Source organism: Salmonella sp. 32020114201800008SM (assembly GCF_017572025.1).
Classification (GTDB): Bacteria; Pseudomonadota; Gammaproteobacteria; order Enterobacterales; family Enterobacteriaceae; genus Salmonella; species Salmonella enterica.
This window is the reverse complement of record NZ_JAGEQM010000009.1, coordinates 26,693-42,421: the sequence shown is the minus strand read 5'-3', so window position 1 is coordinate 42,421 and position 15,729 is coordinate 26,693. Positions and strand designations below refer to the sequence as shown.

The 15,729-nt window shown below is 52.7% G+C and carries 12 protein-coding genes; 5 read left to right on the top strand and 7 right to left on the bottom strand.

All coding sequences use genetic code 11. From position 1 onward, the window contains the following. Positions 1-369: 369 nt before the first annotated feature. Positions 370-687, bottom strand: coding sequence for a met regulon transcriptional regulator MetJ (gene metJ, locus J4613_RS20170; protein ID WP_000852811.1), 318 nt, complete (start codon positions 685-687; stop codon positions 370-372). A 264-nt stretch (positions 688-951) separates the two neighbouring features. Here metJ and metB point away from each other — a divergent pair, with 264 nt between their 5' ends. Both metB and metL read left to right on the top strand, forming a co-directional pair. Then, positions 952-2,112, top strand: a complete 1,161-nt coding sequence (metB, locus tag J4613_RS20165; RefSeq protein WP_111742523.1) for a cystathionine gamma-synthase — start codon at positions 952-954, stop codon at positions 2,110-2,112. Between the two features lie 2 nt (positions 2,113-2,114). Further along, entirely contained in the window at positions 2,115-4,547 is a 2,433-nt protein-coding gene (metL, locus tag J4613_RS20160) for a bifunctional aspartate kinase/homoserine dehydrogenase II (protein WP_000110811.1), read from the top strand. 115 nt (positions 4,548-4,662) lie between these two features. Here the strand turns inward: metL and mscS are convergent, their stop codons facing one another. The 3 genes from mscS to J4613_RS20145 form a co-directional block, all read right to left on the bottom strand. After that, positions 4,663-5,520, bottom strand: a complete 858-nt coding sequence (gene mscS, locus J4613_RS20155; protein ID WP_000398245.1) for a small-conductance mechanosensitive channel MscS — start codon at positions 5,518-5,520, stop codon at positions 4,663-4,665. Between the two features lie 2 nt (positions 5,521-5,522). Beyond that, the gene (locus J4613_RS20150; RefSeq protein WP_023237256.1) at positions 5,523-6,521 is read right to left on the bottom strand and encodes a hypothetical protein; all 999 of its coding nucleotides are present in this window, start codon (positions 6,519-6,521) and stop codon (positions 5,523-5,525) included. Positions 6,522-6,755: 234 nt separating this feature from the next. Then, the gene (locus J4613_RS20145) at positions 6,756-7,880 is read right to left on the bottom strand and encodes a hypothetical protein (RefSeq protein ID WP_001134811.1); all 1,125 of its coding nucleotides are present in this window, start codon (positions 7,878-7,880) and stop codon (positions 6,756-6,758) included. A gap of 135 nt (positions 7,881-8,015) precedes the next feature. On the opposite strand from J4613_RS20145, the gene J4613_RS20140 reads away from it, so the two are divergent. The 3 genes from J4613_RS20140 (at position 8,016) to katG (ending at position 13,002) form a co-directional block, all read left to right on the top strand. Continuing rightward, positions 8,016-9,572 (top strand): bifunctional UDP-sugar hydrolase/5'-nucleotidase, encoded by a 1,557-nt coding sequence (locus J4613_RS20140; RefSeq protein WP_000865252.1) that lies wholly within the window; start codon positions 8,016-8,018, stop codon positions 9,570-9,572. Between the two features lie 194 nt (positions 9,573-9,766). Then, complete coding sequence (gene metF / locus J4613_RS20135; RefSeq protein ID WP_000007507.1) at positions 9,767-10,657, top strand: methylenetetrahydrofolate reductase; 891 nt, start codon at positions 9,767-9,769, stop codon at positions 10,655-10,657. 164 nt (positions 10,658-10,821) lie between these two features. Then, complete coding sequence (gene katG, locus J4613_RS20130) at positions 10,822-13,002, top strand: catalase/peroxidase HPI (RefSeq protein ID WP_021294463.1); 2,181 nt, start codon at positions 10,822-10,824, stop codon at positions 13,000-13,002. Between the two features lie 57 nt (positions 13,003-13,059). On the opposite strand, the gene J4613_RS20125 is transcribed toward katG, so the two are convergent. The 3 genes from J4613_RS20125 to fsa form a co-directional block, all read right to left on the bottom strand. Further along, positions 13,060-13,683: a DUF1287 domain-containing protein gene (locus tag J4613_RS20125; protein ID WP_000666688.1), complete on the bottom strand. Its 624-nt coding sequence runs from the start codon at positions 13,681-13,683 to the stop codon at positions 13,060-13,062. Between the two features lie 258 nt (positions 13,684-13,941). After that, positions 13,942-15,045, bottom strand: a complete 1,104-nt coding sequence (locus J4613_RS20120) for a glycerol dehydrogenase (RefSeq protein ID WP_000374031.1) — start codon at positions 15,043-15,045, stop codon at positions 13,942-13,944. A gap of 11 nt (positions 15,046-15,056) precedes the next feature. Beyond that, a complete protein-coding gene (gene fsa, locus J4613_RS20115) occupies positions 15,057-15,719 on the bottom strand; it encodes a fructose-6-phosphate aldolase (protein ID WP_000424866.1) in 663 nt (220 codons plus the stop codon). Between the last annotated feature and the right edge of the window lie 10 nt (positions 15,720-15,729).

Below are 15,729 nucleotides of genomic sequence, written 5' to 3'. Positions count from 1 at the left end.
AAAACAATCCGCGGAGGGGAATAATGATGTTGGTCACAAATATGAGGTGTCCATGGTCTTTTTAACAATACTCATCGTTATACTATTTGTTCAGTAAATATATGGCGGTGTATTATTATTCATGTACGCTTTGCTACGTGAAAATTTAAATAAAGATTGGAAGTTTAAATATAATAAAATTATATCGGTTATGACATGTCGGGAATTTTTTTCAGGAAAATAACGAAGAGAAACTTATCATGTCTGACAAATTTATCCACCGAGGGCTATTCGGGAAGATGAACGGTTAGAAAAATGTCGGAGATAGCCGTGTACAGGGGAATCGTTAAAAAAGCGCGGCCAGAGGCGTTCTGACCGCATGCTTTGCTATCAGTATTCCCACGTTTCCGGGTCAATCCCCATCTCACGCATGATCTCTTTTGCCGCTTCCGGGATTTCATCGCTGCGCTCTTTTCGCAGATCGGCATCATCCGGCAAGGGTTGCCCGGTAAAGGCGTGCAGAAATGCTTCACACAACAGCTCGCTGTTGGTGGCGTGGCGCAGGTTGTTCACCTGACGACGCGTACGTTCATCGGTGAGGATTTTTAACACCTTCAGAGGAATGGAAACCGTAATTTTTTTGACTTGCTCACTCTTCTTACCGTGCTCAGCGTATGGGCTGATATATTCGCCGCTCCATTCAGCCATGAGATACTTAATCCTCTTCGTCATTAATATTGAGGTCTGAACCTGAGCCCGGACCATAATCGCGCGTAGTTTACCGTAGTGGCGCGGCCCTGACACGAAGTTAGCGGTCGCAGATGTGCGCTAATGCATATAATTTTAACGGCTATTTGCGGTTTGCTCAATCTATACGCAAAGAAGTTTAGATGTCCAGATGTATTGACGTCTATTGTGGTAGTGGTTAATCTGTGGCCTGACTTTCACCGACTCAGCCAGGAATATCTTCATATGACGCGTAAACAGGCCACTATCGCAGTGCGTAGCGGATTAAACGATGACGAACAATACGGCTGCGTTGTGCCGCCAATCCATCTCTCCAGTACCTATAACTTTACCGGTTTCAATGAGCCGCGCGCGCATGATTATTCCCGCCGCGGTAATCCCACGCGTGATGTTGTTCAGCGCGCATTAGCGGAACTGGAAGGCGGCGCGGGCGCGGTATTGACGAATACCGGCATGTCGGCGATTCATCTGGTCACCACCGTTTTCCTCAAGCCGGGCGATCTGCTGGTCGCGCCGCATGATTGCTACGGCGGCAGTTATCGTCTGTTTGACAGTCTGGCGACACGCGGCTGTTATCGTGTGCGGTTTGTCGATAAGGGCGATGAACGCGCCTTACAGGCGGCGCTGGAAGAAAAACCGAAGCTGGTACTGGTAGAAAGTCCAAGTAATCCATTGTTACGCGTGGTGGATATTGCGAAAATCTGTCGGCTGGCGCGCGAGGCGGGCGCAGTGAGCGTCGTTGATAACACGTTTTTAAGCCCGGCGCTGCAAAATCCGCTGGCGTTGGGTGCCGATCTGGTGTTGCATTCATGCACGAAATATCTCAACGGTCATTCGGATGTCGTGGCCGGCGTGGTGATTGCGAAAGATCCGGAAGTGGTCACTGAACTGGCGTGGTGGGCGAATAATATTGGCGTGACCGGCGGGGCGTTTGATAGCTATCTGCTGCTGCGCGGTTTGCGAACTCTGGTGCCGCGTATGGAGCTGGCGCAGCGCAACGCGCAGGCGATTGTGAAATATCTGCAAACCCAGCCGTTGGTGAAAAAACTGTATCACCCGTCGCTGCCGGAAAATCAGGGGCATGAAATTGCCGCGCGCCAGCAAAAAGGCTTTGGCGCAATGTTGAGTTTTGAACTGGATGGGGATGAGGAGACGCTGCGTCGTTTTCTGGGCGGGCTGTCGCTGTTTACGCTGGCGGAATCTTTAGGGGGAGTGGAAAGTTTGATCTCTCACGCCGCCACCATGACGCATGCCGGTATGTCGCCGCAGGCGCGTGCCGCCGCCGGGATCTCCGAAACGCTACTGCGTATCTCCACCGGTATTGAAGATGGCGAAGATTTAATTGCCGACCTGGAAAATGGCTTCCGGGCTGCAAACAAGGGGTAAACATGAGTGTGATTGCGCAGGCAGGGGCGAAAGGTCGTCAACTGCATAAATTTGGCGGCAGTAGTCTGGCGGATGTGAAGTGTTACCTGCGTGTCGCAGGCATTATGGCGGAGTATTCGCAGCCTGACGATATGATGGTAGTGTCCGCCGCAGGCAGTACCACCAACCAGTTGATTAGCTGGCTCAAGTTAAGCCAGACCGATCGCCTTTCTGCGCATCAGGTATTACAGACGTTACGCCGCTACCAGTGCGATCTGATTAGCGGGCTGCTTCCCGCCGACGCGGCAGATGACTTAACCAGCGCTTTTATCAGCGATCTGGAACGTCTTGCCGCCTTGCTCGACGGCGGCGTAACGGATGCCGTCTATGCTGAGATCGTCGGACACGGCGAAATTTGGTCGGCGAGATTGATGTCCGCCGTCCTGAATCAGCAGGGTCTGGATGCCGCCTGGCTGGACGCGCGCGCATTTTTACGCGCCGAACGCGCCGCACAGCCGCAGGTTGATGAAGGGCTATCTTATCCTTTATTGCAACAGCTACTGGCGCAGCATCCTGGCAAACGTCTGGTCGTGACCGGCTTTATCAGCCGCAATCACGACGGCGAAACGGTCCTGTTAGGCCGGAACGGTTCCGACTATTCCGCCACGCAAATCGGCGCGCTGGCGGGCGTTTCCCGCGTGACCATCTGGAGCGATGTCGCGGGCGTTTATAGTGCCGACCCGCGCAAAGTGAAAGATGCCTGCCTGCTGCCGTTGCTGCGTCTGGACGAAGCCAGCGAGCTGGCGCGTCTGGCGGCGCCTGTTCTGCACGCCCGTACGCTACAGCCAGTGTCCGGCAGCGATATCGATTTGCAGTTGCGCTGTAGCTACACGCCGGATCAAGGGTCAACCCGAATTGAACGAGTGCTGGCTTCCGGGACGGGCGCGCGTATCGTGACCAGTCACGATGATATCTGTCTGATTGAGTTTCAGGTGCCAGCCAGCCAGGATTTCAGGCTGGCGCATAAAGAGCTCGACCAAATTTTAAAACGGGCGCAGGCGCGTCCGCTGGCAGTGGGCGTGCATCGCGATCGCCAGCTATTGCAGTTCTGCTATACCGCCGAGGTAGCGGATAGCGTACTGAAACTCCTCGACGATGTCGGGCTGCCGGGCGAATTGCGCCTGCGGCAGGGGCTGGCGCTGGTGGCGATGGTCGGTGCGGGCGTTACTCGCAATCCGCTACACTGCCATCGCTTCTGGCAGCAGTTGAAAGGTCAGCCAGTGGAGTTTACCTGGCAGTCGGAGGAGGGCATCAGTCTGGTGGCGGTGCTGCGTACCGGCCCGACTGAGAGCCTGATTCAGGGGCTGCACCAGTCTGTTTTCCGCGCCGAAAAACGCATTGGCCTGATGCTGTTCGGTAAGGGGAACATCGGCTCCCGTTGGCTGGAACTGTTTGCCCGTGAACAAAGCACGCTTTCCGCGCGTACTGGTTTTGAATTTGTGCTGGCGGGCGTGGTGGATAGCCGCCGTAGCCTGCTGAATTATGAGGGGCTGGACGCCAGCCGCGCGCTGGCATTCTTTGATGATGAAGCCGTTGAGCAGGACGAAGAGTCGCTATTCCTGTGGATGCGTGCGCATCCGTATGATGATTTAGTGGTGCTGGATGTGACAGCAAGCGAGCAACTGGCCGATCAGTATCTGGATTTCGCCAGCCACGGTTTTCATGTGATTAGCGCCAATAAACTGGCGGGCGCAAGCGCCAGCGATAAGTATCGCCAGATTCATGACGCGTTTGAAAAAACCGGGCGTTACTGGCTGTATAACGCCACCGTGGGCGCGGGATTGCCGATCAACCACACGGTGCGGGATCTGATTGACAGCGGCGATACGATTCTCTCGATCAGCGGGATCTTCTCCGGGACGCTATCCTGGCTGTTCCTGCAATTTGACGGTACGGTGCCGTTTACCGATCTGGTGGATCAGGCCTGGCAGCAGGGGCTGACCGAACCCGATCCGCGCGTCGATCTTTCCGGAAAAGATGTCATGCGTAAGCTGGTGATTCTGGCGCGCGAGGCGGGATACGACATCGAGCCGGATCAGGTGCGTGTAGAATCGTTGGTGCCGGCGCATTGTGAAGAAGGGTCTATCGATCACTTTTTCGAAAACGGCGACGCGCTGAATGAACAGATGGTGCAGCGTCTGGAGGCAGCCCGCGAACTGGGGCTGGTGTTGCGTTACGTGGCGCGTTTCGACGCCAATGGCAAAGCGCGCGTCGGCGTTGAAGCGGTGCGTCCGGAACATCCGCTGGCGGCGCTGCTGCCGTGCGATAATGTCTTTGCTATTGAAAGCCGCTGGTATCGCGATAACCCGCTGGTGATCCGTGGGCCGGGCGCGGGTCGCGATGTGACCGCCGGGGCGATTCAGTCGGATATCAACCGCCTGGCGCAGTTGCTGTAATAAAGGCAAGTTCGTGAGCGAAGCGCCGGGTTGCGCTTCGCTCCCTCATCAATACGTTATGCAGTCATTCTGTAGATACTGATATACGAAGCGCCATCCGATTGCTGACGAAACATTATGGCGTGATGCTTTTTACATTCTCAACCCGGACATCCATCCGGGGGTAAGGAATATTGATGCCATTTTCATCCATTGCTTCCTTGATATTTTCCAGAAGATCGTAGTAAGTACTCCAGTACTGAGCGTTGGGCACCCATACGCGAACATAGAAATTCAGGCTAGAGGGCGCAAGTTCGCCCAGGCGGACCGTAATATCGCGGGTTTTATCAATGCGCTGATCTTGCTCAATAATACGATGTATCACGCTTTTTACGTCAGCAATACGGCTTTGGTAATCCACGCCAATAATCAGATCAATACGTCGATAGGGGTGTCGTGAATAGTTGATAATATTATCAGCAATAATTTTACCATTCGGGATGACAACTTCTTTGCTATCCGCAGTGAGCAGAGTAGTGGAGAAAATATGGACCTTTTCTACTGTGCCGATAACCAGGCCAATTTGTACAATTTCCCCGGCGCGGAAAGGACGCAGGGAGACAAGCAGTACGCCTGCGGCAAAGTTGGAAAGTGACCCTTGCAACGCCAGACCAATGGCTAAACCCGCCGCGCCGATAACGGCAATAATTGAGGAGGTTTCTATACCGATACGGCCAAGAGCGGCTACTGCCGTGAAAGCTATCGTGATGTAGCGAACCAGCGCGGAGAAAAAGTGGACAATAGTGGCATCCACTTGCCGCCTGAGAAGTAATTTTTCCAGCCCCCTCGATAGTAAGCGAGCTATTAACTTACCGATGAAAAGTAGAATGATGGCGGCAACAACATTCCAGCCAAAATGAATTACCGAGTCACTGTGCTCGGCCATCCATTTGATCGCGCCTTTAATTTTTGGAAATAGCTCAAAACCTTCCATGTTTATCCTCTGTCAGCAGTATCCGCGGTATTAGCGGTAATAAAACGGTTCATTTTTGCCTGGATAATCGCCGCGCCGACGGGTGGTAGCAGTAACGCCCAGAATAGTGTCCAGCCGGTTCGTATTCCGCCATCTTCGTTTTTATTCGCCAGCAGATCGCGGATTTCGTCGCTAAGCGTCAGACACAATATGGCTGTGCCAAACGGCATAATGGCTGACAGCCATCCCGCGCCACATGCGGTCATGAGTCGGGGCGAAGGCGCCACAAATTGCATTTCCCGGTGAATTCTGAAGAACCAATAAATAATATAAAATGGAATGAAAAAGGCCAATAATGCGACGACAAGGGGTTCTGCGCACTCAGGTCGCTGGGTTGATGAGAACCTTTTGGGCGGTGCAATATAGAAAAGTTCTTTTTTGAGCGGTAATAGTAGCAAAAGCGCGATAACCGCTAAAGTAATTACGATTATTCCTATATAAGGAATTGAGTATATAAATATAGACAGATAGCCAGCGATGATAAATTTGAACAGTAAGCAGAGGCTAAATAAAATAACAAATGTCTGAGCACTGCCGATAGCGCTGAAAAGCAGCATGGGGACTAACAGCGTTATGATCCCCATACCCAGATTAATTAAAAACTGCGCTATGATAAGCCTGACTACGTCAGACGGGCCATTTATGCAGAAGGAACAGACCACGCCAATGATTAACAGGAGCGCAACAAAGTAGAAGGGGTAACAATTTTTTATACGGCAGACAAACCAGCTGGCAACCATACCCAGGAGGTATCCCAGTTGGCCGCAAACGAGAATAACACCAATACGATCGGCTGGAATAGACAGTGATTTACTCCAAAAATAAACACCATACGACGATCCCAGCGAACTGATAAAAGAGAGCACCAAAAAGAAAAAAGTGATCCCCCAGAATCGATAGCTACTCAGGAGATCGGCGCAGGTCCATTTTTTATCTGACATTGACGGTAAAGTAATTTCCATATTTATCCCTTGTTTTCCATAGAAAATAAGAATGTATAGAACTATTTAAATTGATAATAAATATTGATTATGTGAATAACGTTTATAGCCAATTTTAACTTAAAACGAAGGGCCATTTTATCAAATAGTTCTATTCTTTTTCAGCGTATAAAAGTAGGATGTGAGGTGATTAAATCTATAGCGCCTTCTGAATGATAATCTGTGATTTTTTATGCGTGGCATTACATCATTGGGTTAAATGTGATTCCATTGTGAGTTATATTTTTCCGTCAGCAAATACAGAATTTGCGTGACGCGTTTGGCGGAATAGTGGGCGCTTTGCTGGAATTCAGGTTGTTGCCATAGCCAGGTAACAAAGCGGCGACTAGCCGCCAGATTAACGGCGACACCTTGTTCTAAGTGGGAACCGGTTAACGAACAGACCATTTTGCGGTTGTGACCTTGCCCCCAGAGCTGCCACTGATTTTGCCACCATCCCTGCCATGTTTTGCCTAACAGTTGCCACTCTGCGCGGCAATCGTCATCGTTTATCTCTTCCTCAACGAACCACAGCGAGGAGAGACGCTGGCGAAACCGCTCCGCCCATGCCGTAATGACCGCGCCGCGCAAAAAACACTCATGGGCAATGATGTGTGTCGTGACATCAGGAAAACGGTTTTTCAGCACCCGAAAATGACCATGCGCCGTAATGACCGGGCGAAGTATTGTTCCTTGCGCGTTACGTTTAAGCGCCGCCGGGCCATACTGAATCTCATCGAACTGACTGCGCTGTAAAAATTGCCGTTCTTTAATGGCGATACGGTGAATAATATCGCCCTTCTCGCCCTCGGGCGGCGCAATTCCTTTCCAGTGGTAATGCAAACTTTTTCCGGCAGACAGTAACGTGAAATTGCTGGAAAGGTGAAGAATATTGCCGCGAACAGCATCAAAACTGAATAAAAAGTACAATTGCTGGAAGGCATTCGCTCCCTGAAACGGTACGAGCAGCGGAATACTGCAAATCTGTTCCGGCGTTTCGGCGACATTCAGCGCGTGCTGTTTTGGCGTCCAGACTTTCTTACAGTACTGGCACTGAAGTCGCTGCGTTCCGCCGGGATTACGTCCATAACGAATCCATGTTTTTTGATAGCAGTCGGGGCAAAAGTGACCATGCTCTTTGGCATATTGCGCGATATAAGCAGACGCCCAGCGGCGAAATTCCCCCTCGTTGAAGAGCGGCGGATAACTGCCGCAGGCTCGACAATGCAATGCCGGATAACCCAGGCGATAGTCCGGCCACACATAATCCGGCGAGTCAGGCAGCCCAAGATTGCGACAACCAGCGCTTTTGCAGGCATTAATGGTGAACAGAGGCGGCATACATTTTACCAACGATTTTGGCAGGTCGTTGATTCTGCCTTCATAAAACGGTACGCGGGTGTGAGGACTCTCACATAAAAAAACCTTTCAGAACGTAACGTAGCGAATCTTTATATGACTGAAAGGGACTTATTTATGAAAGTAAAACTGCTTGCTGCCGGTATTTTGTTCACGCTGCCGTTCTGGGCCTGCGCCAAAGATGTCACCATTATTTACACCAACGATCTACACGCCCATGTGGAGCCTTATAAAGTACCGTGGATTGCTGACGGTAAACGCGATATTGGCGGTTGGGCCAATATCACCACGCTGGTGAAGCAGGAAAAAGCCAAAAATAAGGCGACGTGGTTTTTTGATGCCGGAGATTACTTTACCGGACCGTATATCAGCAGCCTGACGAAGGGTAAAGCGATTATCGATATTTTGAATACCATGCAGTATGACGCTGCCACTATCGGTAATCATGAGTTCGATCATGGCTGGGACAATACATTGTTGCAACTGAGCCGGGCGAAATTCCCTATCGTACAGGGCAATATTTTTTATGAGGACAGCAGTAAATCCTTCTGGGATAAGCCGTACACCATTGTTGAAAAAGATGGCGTCAAGATTGGCGTAATCGGCTTACACGGTGTCTTTGCTTTTAATGATACGGTATCCGCCGCGACGCGCGTGGGCATTGAGGCACGCGATGAAATTAAGTGGCTGCAACGTTACATTGATGAACTTAAAGGTAAAGTCGATCTGACCGTCGCGCTGATCCACGAAGGCACCCCGGCCCGCCAGTCCAGCATGGGGAATACCGATGTGCGACGCGCGCTGGATAAAGATATTCAGACCGCAAGTCAGGTAAAAGGGCTGGATATTTTGATTACCGGCCACGCGCATGTCGGTACGCCAGAACCGATTAAAGTCGGTAATACGCTGATTCTTTCAACGGACAGCGGCGGCATTGATGTGGGTAAACTGGTGCTGGATTACAAAGAGAAACCACACCACTTTACGGTGAAGAACTTCGAGCTGAAGACCATTTTTGCTGATGAGTGGAAGCCCGATCCGCAAACGAAACAGGTGATCGACGGCTGGAACAAAAAGCTCGATAAAGTCGTGCAGCAAACGGTGGCCCAGTCGCCGGTTGAGCTGACCCGCGCGTATGGCGAATCGTCGTCGCTGGGGAATCTGGCGGCGGATGCGCTGCTTTTTACGGCGGGGAAAGACACCCAGTTAGCGCTTACTAACTCTGGCGGTATCCGCAACGAAATCCCGGCTGGCGCGGTGACGATGGGGGCGGTAATCAGTACCTTCCCGTTCCCTAATGAACTGGTCACGATGGATTTAACCGGTAAGCAATTGCGCAGCCTGATGGAGCATGGCGCTGGCTTAAGCAACGGCGTATTGCAGGTGTCTAAAGGGCTGGAGATGAAGTATGACAGCAGCAAACCTGTCGGCCAGCGGGTTACCGTGCTGACGCTCAATGGCAAGCCGATTGACGATGCTACGGTTTATCACATCGCCACCAACAGCTTCCTTGCCGACGGCGGCGATGGTTTTGCGGCGTTCACGGAAGGCCAGGCGCGGAATACCTCCGGCGGCTACTATGTGTCGAATGCGATAGTTGATTACTTTAAGGCGGGCAACACCATCACGGATGAGCAGCTCAAAGGAATGCGCGTTGCGGATGTGAAGAAGTAATTTCCCCTGCCGCGGCGCGTTCAGTGCCGCGGCGTGACATGAAGAAAATTCATCTTTGCTGAATATTCCTCATTCTTTGGCGTGATTTTTCAGTTGACGTCCTTCTGCTTTTCCGTCATTTTTACATCTGGACGTCTAAACGGATAGATGTTTACAACACAACAAATAATAACATGCGATTGATGAGGTAAGGTATGAGCTTTTTTCACGCCAACCAGCGGGAAGCCCTGAATCAGAGCCTGGCGGAAGTACAGGGTCAGATTAACGTTTCGTTTGAATTTTTCCCGCCGCGCACCAGTGAAATGGAGCAAACCCTGTGGAACTCCATCGATCGCCTGAGCAGTCTGAAACCGAAGTTTGTTTCGGTAACGTATGGCGCCAACTCCGGGGAACGCGACCGCACTCATAGCGTTATTAAAGGCATTAAAGAGCGTACTGGGCTTGAGGCCGCGCCGCACCTTACCTGTATTGACGCCACCCGCGATGAACTGCGCACCATCGCCCGCGACTACTGGAATAACGGTATCCGCCACATTGTCGCTTTGCGCGGCGATTTGCCGCCGGGCAGCGGTAAGCCGGAGATGTACGCCGCCGATCTGGTTGGTTTGCTCAAAGAGGTGGCCGATTTCGATATTTCAGTAGCGGCCTATCCGGAGGTACATCCGGAAGCGAAAAGCGCGCAGGCCGATCTGCTTAATCTGAAGCGTAAAGTGGATGCTGGCGCTAACCGCGCGATAACCCAATTTTTCTTCGATGTGGAAAGCTACCTGCGTTTTCGTGACCGCTGCGTATCTGCGGGGATTGATGTGGAAATCATTCCGGGGATCCTGCCGGTATCGAACTTCAAGCAAGCGAAAAAATTTGCCGATATGACCAATGTCCGCATTCCGTCCTGGATGTCACTGATGTTTGAGGGGCTGGATGATGACGCAGAAACCCGCAAGCTGGTGGGCGCTAACATTGCGATGGACATGGTGAAAATTTTAAGTCGCGAAGGAGTGAAGGATTTCCACTTCTACACGTTGAATCGTGCGGAAATGAGTTATGCCATTTGCCACACGCTGGGCGTAAGACCGGGTTTATAACCTCCAGCTCCCTGCCGGGAGCTTTATTACAACTCATATTGATCTACATCTCTGTAACTAAAAATATAAAAGGTATTAGCTATCGAATCTGTGGATTAATTCAACTATATCTATTCGCTCCTGGTGTATATCGTAACGGTAACACTTTAAAAGGGAGCTGAGATATGAGCACGACCGACGATACCCATAACACGTTATCCACTGGAAAATGTCCTTTCCATCAGGGGGGGCATGACCGAAGCGCAGGCGCAGGGACAGCCAGCCGCGACTGGTGGCCGAACCAGCTTCGTGTGGATCTTTTGAATCAACATTCCAACCGTTCTAACCCGCTGGGTGAAGACTTTGACTACCGAAAAGAGTTTAGCAAGTTAGACTACTCCGCCCTGAAAGGGGATCTCAAGGCGCTGCTGACCGATTCACAACCGTGGTGGCCCGCCGACTGGGGCAGCTATGTCGGTTTGTTTATTCGTATGGCCTGGCATGGCGCTGGCACCTACCGTTCTATTGATGGTCGTGGCGGCGCGGGTCGTGGTCAACAGCGTTTTGCGCCGCTTAACTCCTGGCCGGATAACGTCAGCCTGGATAAGGCGCGTCGTTTGTTGTGGCCGATTAAGCAGAAATATGGCCAGAAAATTTCCTGGGCTGACCTGTTTATTCTGGCGGGTAACGTGGCGCTGGAAAACTCCGGCTTCCGTACCTTCGGTTTCGGCGCCGGGCGTGAAGATGTCTGGGAACCGGATCTGGATGTGAACTGGGGCGATGAAAAAGCCTGGTTGACTCACCGACACCCTGAAGCGCTGGCAAAAGCGCCGCTGGGCGCGACCGAGATGGGCCTTATCTACGTTAACCCGGAAGGGCCGGATCACAGCGGCGAACCACTTTCTGCCGCCGCCGCTATTCGCGCTACCTTTGGCAATATGGGGATGAACGACGAAGAGACCGTGGCGTTGATCGCTGGCGGGCATACCCTCGGTAAAACCCACGGCGCGGCAGCGGCATCCCATGTAGGGGCCGATCCGGAAGCCGCGCCGATTGAAGCGCAGGGCTTAGGTTGGGCCAGCAGCTATGGTAGTGGCGTTGGCGCGGATGCTATCACCTCCGGGCTGGAAGTGGTCTGGACGCAGACGCCGACCCAGTGGAGCAACTATTTCTTCGAGAACCTGTTCAAATATGAGTGGGTACAAACCCGTAGTCCGGCTGGCGCTATCCAGTTTGAAGCGGTAGACGCGCCGGACATCATCCCGGACCCGTTCGATCCGTCGAAAAAACGTAAGCCAACCATGCTGGTCACCGACCTGACGCTGCGTTTTGATCCGGAGTTCGAGAAGATTTCCCGTCGTTTCCTTAACGATCCGCAGGCCTTTAATGAAGCCTTTGCTCGTGCCTGGTTCAAACTGACGCACAGAGATATGGGACCAAAAGCGCGTTACATCGGACCGGAAGTGCCGAAAGAAGATCTGATCTGGCAGGACCCGTTGCCGCAATCGCTCTATCAGCCAACGCAGGAAGACATTATCAACCTGAAAGCGGCGATCGCTGCATCCGGGCTTTCTATTAGCGAGATGGTTTCGGTTGCCTGGGCATCCGCGTCTACTTTCCGCGGCGGCGATAAGCGTGGCGGCGCTAACGGCGCGCGTCTGGCATTGGCGCCTCAGCGCGACTGGGATGTCAACGCCGTTGCGGCTCGCGTTCTGCCGGTATTAGAAGAGATCCAGAAAACGACGAATAAAGCTTCGCTGGCCGATATTATTGTGCTGGCGGGCGTGGTCGGTATCGAGCAGGCGGCCGCTGCTGCGGGTGTCAGCATCAGCGTACCTTTTGCGCCGGGCCGGGTGGATGCGCGTCAGGATCAGACCGACATCGAGATGTTCTCGCTGCTTGAACCGATTGCCGATGGATTCCGTAACTATCGTGCGCGTCTGGATGTGTCGACGACCGAATCGCTGTTGATTGATAAAGCGCAGCAGTTAACGTTGACCGCGCCGGAAATGACGGTACTGGTTGGCGGGATGCGTGTGCTGGGAACCAACTTTGACGGCAGCCAGAACGGTGTCTTTACTGACAGACCGGGCGTGCTCAGCACTGACTTCTTCGCTAATCTGCTGGATATGCGTTACGAGTGGAAACCGACCGACGAATCTAATGAGCTGTTCGAAGGCCGGGATCGTCTGACTGGCGAGGTGAAATACACGGCGACCCGCGCCGATCTGGTGTTTGGTTCCAACTCCGTACTGCGCGCGCTGGCGGAAGTTTACGCGTGTAGCGATGCGCACGAGAAGTTTGTGAAGGACTTCGTCGCGGCATGGGTGAAAGTGATGAACCTGGACCGTTTCGATCTGCAATAATCTGATGGGTTAATTCGTCAGCGGCTGCTATTCGGTAGTCGCTGACGTTTTCCGCGTTTAATGCGAAAAATAACGAAAATGCCCCGTGACTTTCCAGTTAAATAATACATCTTCCTCCTGTGCTCCCGCGCCTATGTTATGCACAACCAGCGGCACCCCTTCAGGCGTGACGTTCAGGGATACCACGCCAATATGCGCAAGGCCGTTATCCAGTCGCCAGGAGACAATATCTCCCGGTTGATAATCGCTATATTTATCTGTCACCGGCAACGCTTTGTTGTGGCGCTGGAACCAGGTTTCCAGATTCGGAACGCGGCGATGGTCGATATTGCTGTCCGGGCGTTTCAGCTTCCAGTTATTCGGGTAGGCAGAGAAATGCGCCTGCATGTCTTCATGTACCCGTTTCTGTAAATCAACCTGCTGACTGCGTAGCGCGCGGATGACGACATCTGCACATACCCCACGCTCCAGCGGAAGATCGCCATTCGGATAATCCAGACGAACATAGGCAGCATCATAAAATAGCGTCTTACCTATTTGCGTCCCGGCACTTTGGGCGATTGCAGCATTAGTTTGCGCCTGAACGGTTATTGGTCTGGTATCAGAGCGTGGCGAATGATGAGAGATATGGCTAATAAAAAAAGCAGCAAGAATACCGATAAGCGCCTGTGCGAATTTCATCTTCTTCGTCCGTGAAGTGTGTCAGTACGTCATTTGACTTTCCGCGGAGAGAATGGTGCGTGATAAAAAAGTCTATTTCAGGACAAAATGGACTGATTCCAGGCTATGGAATACCTGATGATGGCGCTTCGCTTACCTGGCCTGGATGATTGGATAACAAGGCCAGATAAGGTGCCTGTGTCGACATTCGGCAAATGAATTCTGTTGTGTCAGCAAGCTGAAATACTCCTGACTATCGTCAGGAGTATTGCTCAGACCTTATTCCCATTCCTGCAAGAAGCGTTGACCGTACTGGTCGGCGACCAGCAGCGCGGCGTACACTTCATCCGGCGTTGCGCCGCCAGGCATGTTATGAATAGTTTCACCTTCTGCGCAGGAGGCTTCCGCGACGGTGCGCATCTTGGCCGGGATATCCTGTTTAATATCCAGTTGCGCCAGCGTAATCGGCAGGCCAACGGAATGGCACAGCGCCGCAACGGTTTCGATTTCTTCGACCGGCGCGTTTTCCAGCACCAGTTGCGTCAGCGTACCGAAAGCGACCTTCTCACCGTGATAATAGTGGTGCGCATCCGGAATCGCCGTTAAACCGTTATGAATCGCGTGCGCTGCGGCCAGACCGCCGCTTTCAAAACCGACCCCGCTCAGGTAGGTGTTGGCTTCGATGACGCGTTCCAGCGCTGGCGTGACGACGTGCTGTTCGGCGGCCAACATGGCTTTTTCGCCTTCTTCGATCAGCGTGTTATAGCATAGCTCCGCCAGCGCCAGCGCGGCCTGTGTACACTTGCCGCCCGCCATTGTGGTGGCGCCGCTGCGTGAGCAGGCGCGCGCTTCAAACCAGGTCGCCAGTGCATCGCCGATACCGGCTGCCAGCAGACGCGCCGGCGCGCCCGCCACTATCTGCGTATCGACAATAACCATATTCGGGTTATGCGGCAGCAGCAGATAACGGTCAAACTCACCGGCATCGGTATAAATAACCGAGAGTGCGCTGCACGGTGCGTCGGTAGAGGCGATGGTCGGCGCGATAGCGACCGGGACGTTCATAAAGTGCGCCAGCGCTTTGGCGGTATCCAGCGTTTTACCGCCGCCGATACCCAGTACGGCGCCACACTGACTTTTTTCGGCGACGGCGCGCAGCCTGTCGATCTCATTTTGCGAACATTCGCCGCCAAACGGGGCGATTTCTACTGACAAACCGGCATCCGTCAGGCTTTTGCGCAGCGTCTCTTCGGCAAATCCCAGCACGAATTTATCGCCCACAACCAGCCAGTTGTTCGCCATTGGTTTTAAATAATCGCCAAGACGCGCGATGACGTTTGCACCCTGAATATACTTACCTGGTGACTGAATAATGCGATCCATACATTTCTCTCCTACAGGTTCAGATTACCAAAAGCGTTTTTCCAGTCTTGCTCAAACTTCTCTATTGCTGACTCTACCGCAGGCGTATTGAGCATTTGTTGCGCTACATCTAAAGGAAGGGTAATCGCCTGGCAACCTGCCAGTAAGCAATCCAGCGCCTGCCGCGGCGTTTTAAAGCTGGCCGCCAGTACCATGCTGTCGGGCGCGTGATGCTCCAGTAGCGTTTGCAGTTCCTGAACCATACGAATGCCATCGCCGCCCTGCGCATCAACGCGGTTGACGTAGGGAGCGACATATTTTGCGCCCGCCAGCGCCGCCAGCAGGCCCTGCGATGCGCTGTAGACGGCGGTGCCCAGCGTCACGATGCCTTCTTTTTTCAGCAATTTAATCGCTGCAAGACCTTCGGCGGTCACCGGAATTTTAACCACAATGCCGGGGATGGCGTTATTCAGTCGTTTGGCTTCTTCCACCATCCCTTTCGCGTCGCGGCTCATGGTCTGCGCAAATAAAGTGCCTTCTTCGCCGATGGCGTTTTGCAGCCTGGGCAGCACATCCCAGATAGATTCTTTGCTGGCTGCCACAATGCTTGGATTGGTGGTGACGCCGGCAATCGGGAAAATGCGCGCCAGACGTTCAACTTCCGCCACGTTAGCGGTATCCAGATAGAGTTCCATAGTCTTTCCT